The organism is Heyndrickxia shackletonii (genome assembly GCF_001420715.1).
In the GTDB taxonomy this organism is placed as follows: Bacteria; Bacillota; Bacilli; order Bacillales; family Bacillaceae_C; genus Margalitia; species Margalitia shackletonii.
The window spans coordinates 37,352-47,500 of the sequence record NZ_LJJC01000006.1; the positions used below are offsets into that span (position 1 = coordinate 37,352).

Below are 10,149 nucleotides of genomic sequence, written 5' to 3' on the forward strand. Positions count from 1 at the left end.
TCATTAACCGATAACAGCTAAGATGTCACTCTCACGAAGAATTAAATATTCATTACCTTGGTATTTCACTTCTGTACCAGCATATTTTGAAAAGATGATACGATCGCCCTCAGATACCTCAAGTGCAACACGCTCACCGCTATCTAAAACACGTCCAGTACCTACAGCGACAACCTTGCCTTCTTGTGGCTTTTCTTTAGCAGAGTCAGGTAACACGATACCGCTCGCAGTTTTTTCTTCAGTTTCTACTAGCTCAATTACGACTCGATCACCTAGTGGTTTTAACAAGTGAAACGACCTCCTTGAAATTGAATATGTAAATTTTTTATTATTAGCACTCATCACTCTCGAGTGCTAACACAATTATTATAATAAATAATTCATTTCAATTTTGCAAGTATTGTACATTATTTTTTTAAAAAGGGAAAAATACACACTGTAATAATCATTTCCAATCCTGTTCATTGTATTCATAATTATCTATCTTTCATACATAAAATAATTGTAGAGGATACGCCAAAGTTTTCGGCAATTTTCCAATATAAATTTTGGAGTATAAGGATTTTACCGTTATAAGAAAGGGTTCTCTGTTGAATACCACCATTATCAATAGTAGAATGAACATATGCTATTATAGGTGAGGAAGGAATTTATTACATTGAAAAAAGAATATGGCTATATATTAATTACCTATATTGTAATGCAGCTTTCTGGAATAATTGGTGTTCCACTTGTCCTTATGTTAGGAATCAAGGCGTTTCATATCCCATATAATCAAATGAAATTGCTTGCCTCTCCGTACTGGATTATCATAAGCTTCATTGCTGCCCTTATCATCGTGCTATTGATTTTGAAAAAGGCAGAATATAATCGACGGGACGACCGGACAATCCCGCTTCCATTAGGAAAATCGATAGGATGGGCTATTGGAGGAATTTTCCTCGCTTTTTTTGCACAATATATTGCAGCAATTATTGAACATTTACTTGGGGTTAAAGCGGGTTCTGAGAATACGCAAAGAATCATTGATTTGATCGAAAACTTCCCGTTAGTAGTAATTGTGAGTTCCATTGTCGGACCAATTTTAGAGGAAATTGTATTTCGGAAAATCATCTTTGGAACACTGAATAAGCGTTTTTCTTTCTTTTTTTCAGCTGTTATTAGTTCAATTATTTTTGGATTAGCTCATCTTGAGCCCGTCCATCTTATTTTGTATTCTGCTATGGGGTTTACCTTCGCGTTTCTTTATTATAAAACAAAAAGAATTATGGTCTCCATTATTGCTCATGTAATGATGAATACAATTGTTGTCACCGTACAGATCTTAAATCGCGAAAATATACAAAAGATCATAGAAAATTATGACAAAGTACATAGCTTTATTGGAGGATTTTTTGGATGAGAGCTATTTTTTCTGGCATTGTTTATTGCCTTTTAGGAGTAATGTTTACATATATGGCTATACAAAGAGTGGCTATTAGCGGATGGGGAGCTTTTACATACGTACTCATTCTTTTAGCCACATTAGATTTTGGTGCAGGTATTCGATTGATTTTACTGTATTTTAAAATATCAAGCCGTAATAATAAATAAACCTTCCTTTATTGAGGAAGGTTTTTTTCTGTTAGACTTTGTCTAGCTACAGGTGAAATTTGCACTTCAATTTCAATTGCGCCTATCGGCTAGCGGATGAGAAAGGCTTCCGCTTTTCTTATTCCATTTGATTTTGGCTTTCCAATTCGAGCTGCGCTTCCGCAGCTTTTACTTTTCGATAGCCAATTTTGGAAATCCAAATACTGACCTCATATAAAATGATAAGTGGAATTCCTACCGCAATTTGTGACATAACATCCGGCGGGGTAATAAAAGCCGAAACAACTGTTATGACAAAGTAAGCATATTTACGGATTTTCCCTAAAAACATTGGAGTAATGATTCCCAATCTCGTTAAGAATAATACCACTACCGGCAATTCAAACAAGAAGCCAAATGGAAGCGTAATTTGAAATAAGAATTGGAAGTATTCATTTATCCCAATTACCGCATGAATATCCAGTTGATTCGATAACTTCAGCATGAAGTTTATAATTATCGGGAACAGGATGAAGTAAGAAAAGGCAAGTCCACCGATAAATAATAGTAGTGTAACCGGAATGTAGCTTAATGTGACTCTGCGCTCTTTTTCATATAAACCAGGGCTTATAAATGCCCATAATTGATATAAAATAACTGGCAGTATCATGATTAAGGCTAAATATACGGTAACCTCCCAATACACTTTGAAAGGATCGGTCAAACGAAAAGCATTCATCGTCAAATCTTTCGCTATCTCCGCATTTTGCAAATACCGAATGATCGGCTGGGAAATAAACATACTTACAATACAAGCCAAGATAAAGAAAACGACTATTACGAACAGTCGTTTTCTTAGCTCGGATAAATGTTCAAATATCGTCATATCTTTTTGACTCATTTATTTTCATCCTATCATTTACATGTATACTGTTTTACTGTAAATTTCACTATTCGTACTGTATGAAAACTCCAAAACAATTAGTCCGGGTATTTTTATTAGAAATATTCTTCTTCAAAATAAATAATTTCATTTCAAAGCAGCATAGCATGATAAAAAAGCCTTATTTAACGTCCTCTTTTGTTATGTTAACTTTTGTATCCTTTGCTGTTTCGTCTTTTGTTATATCAACTTTTGTGTTTTTCGCTTGTTCATCGTCATCATCGTCTGCCAAACCTTTTGTAGCATTCTTGAATTCACGTAATGTACTACCAGCAGCTTTCCCTAATTGAGGCAACTTTTTCGGACCAAACACTAATAAAGCTACAATTACAATAATAATAAGACTTCCAATACCTGGTCTCATCAGTGCCCACCTCCTTATAATGATATGATAGCAGAAATCAACTATTCTTTTATTATGAATTTGTTTCCTCTTGTGAATTTTCCGTGTCATTTGGATAATGCTTCAAAAAATACACAAGTGCTTGCAGCTCAACAGCTAAATCGATATGATGCACTCTAATAGAACTCGGTACATTTAGTCTAGCCGGTGTAAAATTTAATATACCTTTAACATTCGTCTCTAAGATGCTATCTGTAATAGATTGAGCCACTTCAGCAGGAACAGTTAAAATAGCAATAGAAATATTTTCTTCTACTAAACGGCTTTGCAGTTCTGAAAATTCATAGACATGTACTTGTCCGATTTTTTTCCCAATTTTATTTTTATCTATATCAAAAGCAATTTCAATCTTAGTATTATTGTTTTTTAAAAAATTATAATTTAAAAAGGCGGTACCTAAATTTCCAACACCGATTAATGCTACTTTTGTTACTTCGTCCTGGTCCAGTGTTTTTCGAAAAAAGCTTAAAAGATAGTTAACATTATATCCATACCCTTTTTTACCTAGGGCTCCAAAATAGGAAAAATCTCTTCTGATTGTTGCAGAATCTACTTTTACCGCTTCACTAAGTTCCGCTGATGATACTCTCTGCTTGCCTGCATTATGCAAGTTTTGCAAAAAACGATAGTAAAGAGGCAATCTTTTTGCTGTTGCCTGAGGTATTTTTAGCGTGTCTTCATTCATTTGCTTTCCCCCAAATATACTATGCTTCCCTTTTAAAATCCTTACTAGATACTCCGCCGGTCTTTTCTACTAAGTAAGTAGGACCGATCACCATTCCTTTATCAACAGCTTTGCACATATCATACACCGTTAGCGCTGCTATAGAGCTGGCAGTCAATGCTTCCATTTCCACACCGGTGCTTCCTTTTGTTTTAACTGTTGTCCGTATACAAAGCACAAATTGATCTTCATTCTTTTTCCAAGTGAATTCGATATTAATACCGTTTAAAGGAATCGGGTGGCACATCGGAATAATATCCCATGTTTTTTTGGCTGCCATTATCCCGGCGATTTGAGCGACTGCCAATACATCGCCTTTTTTGATTTTATTCTCACTAATATGTTCATACACCTGGGCATTAAGTTCGATGCTAGATTCAGCTATTGCGGTACGAATAGTTTCCGGTTTAGCGCTTACATCTACCATTTTTGCCCGTCCTTGTTCATTAAAATGAGTGAAATCCGACAACCTGCATTCACCTCTTTTTTCCATCATACACCTTTTCATTGTCAATGTCATCGCCTCAATGAAATGGGAAAAATTTATATCCCTATCATTTATTCTATCCTATTCAGGATTATTGCCGAACTATGCCGATATACGTTACACTAACATTAATAATCTGAGGTGATAAAAATGATATTATTGCAAGTTCAACAACTATCAAAATATTTTGGTGCTGAACTTATTTTATCGAATATAAAATTAGAAATCCAAACAAAAAATAGAATTGCTCTAGTTGGCCGAAACGGTGCCGGGAAATCTACTTTGTTAAAAATCATATCTGGGCAGATGTCTCACGATACTGGTGAAATCATCAAACCAAAAGATGTGTCTATTGGATATTTAGCTCAAAATACCGGATTAGAATCAGAATTATCCATTTGGGATGAAATGCTTACAGTGTTCCATGATTTAAAGGAAATGGAAAAGAAACTTCGTTCACTCGAACATCAAATGTCAGACCCATCTATTTATGATAAAGCCGATCAATATGAGAGACTCCTAAAAGAGTACGATGAACTGCAAATACGGTTCAAAGATTCCGGAGGTTATCAATACGAAGCCGATATTCGCTCCGTTCTTCACGGCTTACGGTTTGGTGATTATGATTATAATACACTGATTAAAACATTAAGCGGAGGACAAAAAACAAGACTTGCTCTGGCTAAGCTTTTGCTCACAAAACCTGATATTTTAATTTTGGATGAGCCTACTAACCACTTGGACATTGATACATTATCCTGGTTAGAACAATATTTACAAGGATATGAAGGTGCTATTCTTATTGTTTCTCATGATCGATATTTTCTCGATAAAGTGGTTAACCAAGTGTATGAAATTTCCCGTCATATGATTCAAAAATATATAGGGAATTATAGTGACTATTTAGTAAAAAAGGCCGAACAGTATGAGCAAGATATGAAGCTATATGAAAAGCAACAAGAGGAAGTAGCAAAGCTTCAAGACTTTATTCAGCGTAATCTTGCAAGGGCATCGACAACGAAAAGAGCACAAAGTCGTCGAAAAAAACTGGAAAAAATGACATTAATGGACCGGCCTAATGGAGATGAGAAATCCGCTAATTTCTCCTTTGACATTGAACGTCAAAGCGGAAATGATGTTATGAATATACGTAATGCTGCTATTGGCTATAACAACCAAGTTATTGCCGAAAACATTGATATTTCCATCAAAAAGGGAGACAGCATTGCTTTAGTCGGCCCGAATGGTATAGGAAAATCTACCCTCTTAAAAACAATTATTAAAAAGCTTTCATTATTTAACGGGACGATAGAATATGGTTCGAATGTAATGATAGGTTATTATGATCAGGAACAAGCCGAATTATCATCCAATAAAACGGTACTCCAAGAATTATGGGATGACTATCCTTTAAAAAGCGAGAAGGAAATTCGGACTGTACTAGGCAACTTCCTCTTTTCCGGCGATGATGTATCTAAAATTGTTTCTACCTTAAGCGGTGGAGAAAAGGCAAGGCTTGCCCTTTCAAAGCTCATGCTTCAAAATGCGAACTTTCTCATTTTAGATGAGCCAACAAACCATCTAGATATTGATAGTAAGGAAGTTTTAGAAAATGCATTAATTGATTATCCAGGTACCATTCTGTTTGTTTCCCATGACCGCTATTTTATCAACAGGATTGCAACGAAGGTCATAGAGCTTTCGAAACGAGGAACAAAGGAATTTCTTGGTGATTATGATTATTATGTGGAAAAAAAGCAAGAATTAGAAGAGCTTCAAAAACTTGAAGAACAAACTAAAATAACAAAGGCAATACCTGAAACCACTTCCAAGCAAGCTTATCAAATGGATAAAGAAGCAAAGAAAGTGGAACGACAGCGAAAAAGACGGATTCAAGAGATAGAAGAAACCGTAGAAGCATTAGAGTCAGAGGTTCAAGAAAAAGAAGCTTTATTAAGTGATCCGGAAATTTATCAAGATCATGTCCGTCTTGCCAATTTACATGAGGAGATTGAGAAGAAAAAATCTTTTATTAATGATTTAATGGAAGAATGGTCGGAAATTGCCGAACTCCTTTAATAGCTGGGGAATGACCCCAGCTATTTTTTTATTATATAACCATTATAAGTTTTGTATCGCAGATTTTATTCCACGAGTTTGGTCCTTGTCTAGCTATTTCTACATCATCTCCAAGAGGGTAAGGAATCTACTAATCCCTGTGCCGTGTTCTCTATATTTTGCATCGAAGACTACGAAATTCGTACGCCAATAAGCAAGGCGATTTCGCTTTTCACTTTCCCACAATTTTATTCACAATACAATGCCTGATCTTTTAAGTTATTTTCAAGTTTTCCACATTATACACATTTATCAACAAAGTTATCCACTTTATACACAGAAAGCAGAGAGTAATAGTTACTGTTTATACACATCATCTTAAAGTTATTAACAACTTATCCACAACCTGTGCACAACAACATCTGTTCGTCCCTTTTTAACCATTTCTTATCTGACATAAGTTTGTGGATTTTTTCATTAAATATGTTATCCACAGACTTATGAATAAGTTATAATAAGGACGATTTTTGTATAAAATTCTCCGTTATCTCTTCACAAAAAAAGCATTCAGTTATCACTGAATGCTTTTTTTGTTGATTAAAAACTCTCAATATCTAATCCCGGATTCGCATTTAAAGCAAGGCTGCTTCTTTTCCCTTTTTCAAATAACACACTTCCAGCAGCAGCAATCATGGCAGCATTATCTGTGCATAAGTTTAATGGCGGGATTACTAGTTCTATAGATGGCAATTGCTTAAATGCCTCTTCCAAAGCTTTTCGCAGGCCCTTATTCGCGGCGACACCACCTGATAATAGAACTTGCTTTACGTTATATTCTTTTGCAGCACGTACAGTTTTTGTAACAAGTACATCAATAACGCTATCTTGAAAGCTTGCTGCCAAATCCTTTGAATCAATCGATATCCCTTTTTGGGCGGCATTGTGCAAAGTGTTTATAACCGCAGATTTTAAGCCGCTAAAACTAAAATCATAGGAGTCTTCTTCCAACCATGCACGCGGCAAATCAATAGTTGGTGTCCCCTCATGAGCAAGGCGGTCAATATGCGGACCACCTGGATATGGCAAGTTCAATGTTCTGGCTACTTTGTCATAGGCTTCCCCAGCAGCATCGTCCCTTGTTTCCCCTATTACCTTAAACTCTCCATGCTCCTCCATATAGACTATTTCGGTATGACCTCCCGAAACAACAAGTGACAATAATGGAAAAGTCATTTCCTTTATTAGTCTATTTGCATAAATATGACCAGCTATATGGTGAACACTTACCAATGGGATATTGTTAGCGAAAGCTATTGCCTTTGCAGCATTGACCCCAACTAATAATGCTCCAACTAATCCTGGCCCCTCCGTTACAGCAATTGCATCTAATTCTGCTAGTGTAATCCCAGCTTCCTTTAATGCCTCTTCTATCACAATTGTTATTTGTTCAACATGATGCCTGGATGCCAGTTCCGGCACAACACCGCCAAACCGTTTGTGGCTTTCAATTTGAGAAGCAACAACATTTGATAAAATAATCGTCCCATTTTTGATAACGGATGCTGCCGTTTCATCACAGCTTGTTTCTATCCCTAGTACGATAAGATCTTTTTCCATTATAATTTCACCCACATTACTAAAGCATCTTCATGATTATCCGTATAATAGCCTTTTCGAATGCCTCCATCCTGGAAGCCAAGCTTTCGGTATAATGATTGTGCTATATGATTGGTAACCCGAACCTCTAAGGTCATAGAGTGGGCACGATGAAGTCTTGCAAATTCCATCATTTTTTTCATCAAACTTTTACCCAATTTTAAACCGCGATATTCCGGCGATATAGCGATATTTGTGATATGTGCCTCATCCACGACAATCCATACCCCACAATAGCCAATTATGTTGCCATTATGTTCTAAGATAAAATAATGTGCAAATTGGTTATTCACGAACTCATTGTAAAAAGCTTCCCGGGACCATGGAAGGGTGAATGATTCCAACTCCACCTTGATAATTCCATCTAAATCATCCAGAGTTGCTTTGCGAAATGTAATATGTGACATGTTAATCCCCTGACCCAACATCATCATTTTTATGTGCCTCTAACCACTTTGCCTCAGCTTCCACTAACCTTATATAATTTGGTACAAAGGTATGGATATCTTCACCTGGCATATCCATCCCTAAAAGACCTAATTCGCTAGGACGAGGATTGTTTTCTGTTATTTCCGCAAATACCGCATAGTTTCCTAGTACATCTCTTAACACTGATTGATGAAGTGCAGCATCCTGACCAATAAATAATATTTTTTTGTTTAATCTCTTTAGTTCTTCCGCCCAATTAACCGCTAATATATTGCAATCATTCTTCACTGTTTCCAGTTTATTTTCATGATATCTATACAAGCCTGTGTATAGCTGTCCCCTTCTTGCATCAAACAACGGCGATAAATATCCATCGAAATAACGACCGACACCGGTCATTAATGCTAAGCTAGACACGCCTACAAGCGGTATCTTTAAGCTCCATGCCAATGATTTCGCAATCGTTACACCAATCCTTACCCCCGTATAGGAACCCGGTCCTTTTGCCACAACAATTTTCTCCAACTCCTTCGGCAATGTATCACAATCCTGAAGCAAATGTTGAATAGCCGGCATTACTCTAATACTATGATTTTTTTTCAAATTTGTTATATACTCACCAATAACCTTTCCTTCCTCTAGAAGGGCAATCCCCAGTACTTGGTTCGATGTATCAATTGCTAGTACCTTCATTTAAATAACTCCTTACACAAAGACTCATATCGCTGTCCCTTTGGATTAAATTCCAATTTTCTTATTTGATCACCTTGATGTGTGATGGTGACTTCCAAATAATCAGGCGGCAGTTGCTCCTGAATCATCTTGGACCATTCAACTATGGTCACTCCTCCACCTTCAAAATATTCATCAAACCCCAGATCCTCATAGGAATCCTGTATACGATATACATCCATATGAAACAGAGGAAGTCTGCCGTGATATTCCTTTATGATGGTAAAGGTAGGACTATTTACAGTTCTGCGTATTCCCAAACCAGCAGCAATTCCTTTGGTAAAAGTCGTTTTTCCTGCCCCTAAGTCACCTTCTAATAATATCAAATCATTTTCTTGAAGCATTGATGCTAATTTCTTAGCAAATACAAACGTTTCTTCTGGTCCATTTGAAATCCATTCATAAACCTGCATACCGATCTCCTCTAAAAAGTAGCGTTTTAGCTAAAAAATTTATATAAAATAATAAAAGACTTATTAAAAAGCCTTAGGATTATACGTCCTAAGGAAATCATTATACTGCTAGTTTACCTCAATACCAATAAATGAGCAAAGCGTACAAGTCTTTTTAACTTTTAACCATAATTCAAAAGAAAAACTGCTGGGGTCCCAACAGTCGTACACATATCTTAAAGAATAAGTTGATAAAAATGAACATCCTGCCATTCATTAAATTTATATCCCACTTCTTTAAAACAGCCCACAAATTCAAATCCAAACTTTTCATGGAGCTTTACACTTGCCTCATTACCGCCAGTAATCCCGCTAATGATAGTATGATATCCATCTTTTGCGGCCCGAATCAGAATTTCTTGCATTAACACGCTTCCGACACCTTTTCCTCTGCAATCAGATGAAAGGTATATGGATAGTTCTGTTGTTTGGGAGTACGCTTCTTTATCCCTAAATTTACTTAAACAACTATAGCCTACAACTTTCCCATCCATTTCAGCAACAATGAACGGGTATTTTCCGCTATGCTCCTTATACCAAACCATCCGTTGTTCTATTGTTTGTTCAACTAGGTCAAACGTTGCAGAAAGATTTCGTATTGCTTCATTGTAAATTTCTAGCATTGCTGCTAAATCTGTTACAGCGGCATCCCTTATATGAAGCATAAGTTTATTCCTCCATTGCCATAAAATC

At 36.2% G+C, this 10,149-nt stretch carries 13 protein-coding genes; 3 read left to right on the forward strand and 10 right to left on the reverse strand.

Annotated elements, in window-relative coordinates:
• Nucleotides 1-3: 3 nt before the first annotated feature.
• Nucleotides 4-288, reverse strand: coding sequence for a co-chaperone GroES (groES, locus tag AN964_RS18545; RefSeq protein WP_055741323.1), 285 nt, complete (start codon nucleotides 286-288; stop codon nucleotides 4-6).
• A 370-nt stretch (nucleotides 289-658) separates the two neighbouring features.
• Between groES and AN964_RS18550 the strand changes: the two genes are divergently transcribed.
• The gene (locus AN964_RS18550) at nucleotides 659-1,402 is read left to right on the forward strand and encodes a CPBP family intramembrane glutamic endopeptidase (RefSeq protein WP_055741324.1); all 744 of its coding nucleotides are present in this window, start codon (nucleotides 659-661) and stop codon (nucleotides 1,400-1,402) included.
• Nucleotides 1,399-1,593: a YdiK family protein gene (locus tag AN964_RS18555; protein ID WP_055741325.1), complete on the forward strand. Its 195-nt coding sequence runs from the start codon at nucleotides 1,399-1,401 to the stop codon at nucleotides 1,591-1,593. Before AN964_RS18550 ends, AN964_RS18555 begins: the two co-directional genes overlap by 4 nt.
• A gap of 118 nt (nucleotides 1,594-1,711) precedes the next feature.
• Here the strand turns inward: AN964_RS18555 and tatC are convergent, their stop codons facing one another.
• The 4 genes from tatC to moaC form a co-directional block, all read right to left on the reverse strand.
• A complete protein-coding gene (gene tatC, locus AN964_RS18560; RefSeq protein WP_055741326.1) occupies nucleotides 1,712-2,473 on the reverse strand; it encodes a twin-arginine translocase subunit TatC in 762 nt (253 codons plus the stop codon).
• Nucleotides 2,474-2,636: 163 nt separating this feature from the next.
• Nucleotides 2,637-2,879 (reverse strand): twin-arginine translocase TatA/TatE family subunit, encoded by a 243-nt coding sequence (locus tag AN964_RS18565; RefSeq protein WP_055741327.1) that lies wholly within the window; start codon nucleotides 2,877-2,879, stop codon nucleotides 2,637-2,639.
• 52 nt (nucleotides 2,880-2,931) lie between these two features.
• Complete coding sequence (locus tag AN964_RS18570) at nucleotides 2,932-3,603, reverse strand: redox-sensing transcriptional repressor Rex (RefSeq protein WP_055741328.1); 672 nt, start codon at nucleotides 3,601-3,603, stop codon at nucleotides 2,932-2,934.
• 19 nt (nucleotides 3,604-3,622) lie between these two features.
• Entirely contained in the window at nucleotides 3,623-4,111 is a 489-nt protein-coding gene (gene moaC / locus AN964_RS18575; RefSeq protein WP_055741329.1) for a cyclic pyranopterin monophosphate synthase MoaC, read from the reverse strand.
• A gap of 168 nt (nucleotides 4,112-4,279) precedes the next feature.
• On the opposite strand from moaC, the gene AN964_RS18580 reads away from it, so the two are divergent.
• Nucleotides 4,280-6,208, forward strand: coding sequence for an ABC-F family ATP-binding cassette domain-containing protein (locus tag AN964_RS18580; protein ID WP_055741330.1), 1,929 nt, complete (start codon nucleotides 4,280-4,282; stop codon nucleotides 6,206-6,208).
• 576 nt (nucleotides 6,209-6,784) lie between these two features.
• Here AN964_RS18580 and tsaD read toward each other — a convergent pair.
• The 5 genes from tsaD to AN964_RS18605 form a co-directional block, all read right to left on the reverse strand.
• Entirely contained in the window at nucleotides 6,785-7,804 is a 1,020-nt protein-coding gene (gene tsaD / locus AN964_RS18585; RefSeq protein WP_055741331.1) for a tRNA (adenosine(37)-N6)-threonylcarbamoyltransferase complex transferase subunit TsaD, read from the reverse strand.
• Complete coding sequence (rimI, locus tag AN964_RS18590; protein WP_083489471.1) at nucleotides 7,804-8,250, reverse strand: ribosomal protein S18-alanine N-acetyltransferase; 447 nt, start codon at nucleotides 8,248-8,250, stop codon at nucleotides 7,804-7,806. Before rimI ends, tsaD begins: the two co-directional genes overlap by 1 nt.
• Before the next feature lies 1 nt (nucleotide 8,251).
• Nucleotides 8,252-8,965: a tRNA (adenosine(37)-N6)-threonylcarbamoyltransferase complex dimerization subunit type 1 TsaB gene (gene tsaB / locus AN964_RS18595; RefSeq protein WP_055741332.1), complete on the reverse strand. Its 714-nt coding sequence runs from the start codon at nucleotides 8,963-8,965 to the stop codon at nucleotides 8,252-8,254.
• Nucleotides 8,962-9,417 carry a tRNA (adenosine(37)-N6)-threonylcarbamoyltransferase complex ATPase subunit type 1 TsaE gene (gene tsaE / locus AN964_RS18600; protein ID WP_055741333.1) on the reverse strand — a complete coding sequence of 152 codons (456 nt, stop codon included), beginning with the start codon at nucleotides 9,415-9,417 and terminating at the stop codon, nucleotides 8,962-8,964. Before tsaE ends, tsaB begins: the two co-directional genes overlap by 4 nt.
• A gap of 215 nt (nucleotides 9,418-9,632) precedes the next feature.
• On the reverse strand, nucleotides 9,633-10,121 hold the full coding sequence (locus AN964_RS18605; RefSeq protein ID WP_055741334.1) for a GNAT family N-acetyltransferase: 489 nt from the start codon (nucleotides 10,119-10,121) through the stop codon (nucleotides 9,633-9,635).
• Between the last annotated feature and the right edge of the window lie 28 nt (nucleotides 10,122-10,149).

Bases quoted from the DNA above. Each gene is read 5' to 3' on its own strand.
- tsaE (WP_055741333.1), bottom strand. From the start codon at position 9,417: ATGCAGGTTTATGAATGGATTTCAAATGGACCAGAAGAAACGTTTGTA.
- AN964_RS18580 (WP_055741330.1), top strand. From the start codon at position 4,280: ATGATATTATTGCAAGTTCAACAACTATCAAAATATTTTGGTGCTGAA.
- tsaB (WP_055741332.1), bottom strand. From the start codon at position 8,965: ATGAAGGTACTAGCAATTGATACATCGAACCAAGTACTGGGGATTGCC.
- tatC (WP_055741326.1), bottom strand. From the start codon at position 2,473: ATGAGTCAAAAAGATATGACGATATTTGAACATTTATCCGAGCTAAGA.
- rimI (WP_083489471.1), bottom strand. From the start codon at position 8,250: ATGTCACATATTACATTTCGCAAAGCAACTCTGGATGATTTAGATGGA.
- tsaD (WP_055741331.1), bottom strand. From the start codon at position 7,804: ATGGAAAAAGATCTTATCGTACTAGGGATAGAAACAAGCTGTGATGAA.
- AN964_RS18570 (WP_055741328.1), bottom strand. From the start codon at position 3,603: ATGAATGAAGACACGCTAAAAATACCTCAGGCAACAGCAAAAAGATTG.
- AN964_RS18555 (WP_055741325.1), top strand. From the start codon at position 1,399: ATGAGAGCTATTTTTTCTGGCATTGTTTATTGCCTTTTAGGAGTAATG.
- AN964_RS18565 (WP_055741327.1), bottom strand. From the start codon at position 2,879: ATGAGACCAGGTATTGGAAGTCTTATTATTATTGTAATTGTAGCTTTA.
- AN964_RS18605 (WP_055741334.1), bottom strand. From the start codon at position 10,121: ATGCTTCATATAAGGGATGCCGCTGTAACAGATTTAGCAGCAATGCTA.